Origin of the sequence: Okeania sp. SIO2B9 (genome assembly GCF_010672505.1) — a bacterium.
GTDB classification, from domain to species: Bacteria; Cyanobacteriota; Cyanobacteriia; order Cyanobacteriales; family Microcoleaceae; genus Okeania; species Okeania hirsuta.
Genome location: NZ_JAAHGK010001111.1, coordinates 1 through 2,577 on the forward strand (window position 1 = coordinate 1; position 2,577 = coordinate 2,577).

Consider the following 2,577-nt stretch of genomic DNA (forward strand, 5'->3'; position numbering starts at 1 on the left):
GGTATTCAAGCAAACATAATATTAATTGGGGACTCCTGATCGAACTGTTAAATTACTCGCATATAATATCACAAAGGTTAAAAGTTAAAAACATTTTTTTCTTTCACTAATAATATTGCACTTTAAATCTGCCATTTTATGGGCGCTTAATTAGTGATAAAACAACTTTTTTTTCTCTTTTCCCTGTTCCATATTATTATGAAACCTTTTTTTTCTCCCTATTTCCTATTTTCTGATTATAGCAAGATTTTATGAGAGTTTATATAAGTAAGAAATAAAAAGCGAAGTTGTAAGAATAAATCAAGTTAAAACTTGCGCTCAATTTTCAAAGATTGACCAGGAGAAAGTTTTTTAATCTCAGTTGTTAAATCATACCAAGGTTGTAATTGATTGATTTGAAAAGTGCGACTCATTACAACATAAATAGAAGTTTGGTCACAACCAATAGCTGCACTAATTACATCCCACCAAGACTTAGCAAAAAGTTCGTCTGTAATATACCAAACTCCATCTTCATACTTAAAGTAACGAGTGAAGTGGAAAGGTGCATCTTGCTTACCAGTAATCAGAATTTTTTGTAATGTTTTCCGAATAAAATTGGGGAAAAAACGCCCAAAAGTTAACATGACAAACCTGAGAATGATTAACTTCAAAGGTGACATTTGAGTTTGTTTAGCCCAACCCATATTACCAGAAATAACCAATTCATCCTGAGATATTTTTATATCATAATCCCCAGTTAAATGACTAACTGCATTTAAGATTTTATTTCCTTTTTTTACTTGGAGTGATAAATGAGTATCAGAAACAACTAATTTTTGGTCGCGAAATAGCTTAAAAACACCACCTTTTTTCATACTTACATATAATTCTGTTCCAGGTCTGCGTTTAATCAAAATTTGAGCTTCTTTTAACCAAAGACTAGCAATATCACGATTCACATCAGCAGGTCTTTCTGTAATAAAATCCTGCCATGCTAAGAAATAATTCCAGGTATGATGACCGATAATATGGTCGTCTGCATAACAGGGAGCCAAACCATTTTTTAAGCCTATTAAAAATTGATCGTTAATAGACAAAGCAGCAGGCAACCATTTACCTATTAATTCAAATCCGTGGGGAAAAAAGTTATAGGTATTACGACTAGCATATTCTCCACCGAAGGAACCATCAGGATGAATAAATTGAGCAGCTAATTCTACTGCTGCGGTAATAGAATTTTTGAGTTTTTCACTGGGGTTTAATTCATAAATTCTAGCTAAACAGGATATAGTTAAAGTATGATAACCAGGGTCAAAACCAGAGTATTCTGTAAACCATCCTTCCTGACTCTGCCAACTTAATAATCTTTCCAGACGTGCTGCTTTAGTTGCCTCCCATTTTGAGGTTTCTAATAGTTTACTCAACAATTCTAAGGACAATACAATTAATGCTTCATGGTTAGCTAAATTGCCACTTTCATAATGATTTACTAACCAATCTGCTCGTTTTTCAAAAAAGCTGAGTACTTCATAGTTATTTAATCCCAATATTTGATAACTTTCAATACTAGCTAATAAAGAAAAAGCTGTTGCTCCACTAGCTCTTTCAAAAGGGAAATAATCATCACAAGAACCATCAAGATGAGCAGTGTGGGTGGCATATAAGATGCCTGCTTCTGCCCATTTATATATCATTTCTTGCAAATAAAATTGATTATTAGGAATATCTAAGTTATAAGCTAAGGCTAAAGGTAAGACGAATTCTTGAGCCATGCCACTAGGAAAATCTATAATTTTGTAATGCCAAAAATTGCGGTCGAAACAACCATAGGTAGGACTATGATAATTGCGGTCTAACAAGGTCAATATTTTAGGGATTTGAGCAAGTGCTTCTCTGGCAAATAAATCTCTCATCTGTTCTTTTTCAGTGTCAGTTATAGTATCTTTATTAGAGTCTAAATTAGACTCTGTCTTTAATAAATCAGTTTGATTGGTGATGGATGGTCGATGGTCTTGCATAGTTATATTTTTACTACTTTATGTTGTGCAGAATTTTCTCTACTTTATTTATTTGACTAAAAATTAATTTTATAGCTATGAAAAATCAGGTATTATTTTTTTTACTGTATCTTACAAGCCTAATAAAAGCTAGATAGATAAAATATTTATTCTTTTTTCTTATTCCTTTTTTTAAATGTCAGCTATGGATGAACGCTTATATTGCATTGCATATTTATATTTTCACTACTTTATATTGTGAAAATTATATTTTTTTACTAAAAATTAATTGAATAATTATTAAATTTTAGACCTCAGATATCAATTTTTTACTAAATTTAATCAACCTCATAAAATCTACATTGAGAGAGTATTTATTCTTCTTCCCTATTACCGAATAATGAATAATTAAATAATTAAATAATTAAATGATTCAGGTTGAAAGCTTCCTCTTTCAAGGGGAAAAAATTGTTTTTTTTCCCTTTAGTCAATCCTCTCCTTTTTAGGGCTATGCTTTATCAAAATCTTTCTTAACATAAAAAATTACAAAATAGACAAGTTATGTATAAGTATTTAAAAGGTTTTTGTCAGAAAAAAA

General features: G+C 30.7%; 1 protein-coding gene. It reads right to left on the reverse strand.

All coding sequences use genetic code 11. The annotated features are described in order from the left end of the window. Positions 1–305: 305 nt before the first annotated feature. Positions 306–1,895 carry a hypothetical protein gene (locus tag F6K13_RS27880; RefSeq protein ID WP_124154850.1) on the reverse strand — a complete coding sequence of 530 codons (1,590 nt, stop codon included), beginning with the start codon at positions 1,893–1,895 and terminating at the stop codon, positions 306–308. Positions 1,896–2,577 lie beyond the last annotated feature (682 nt).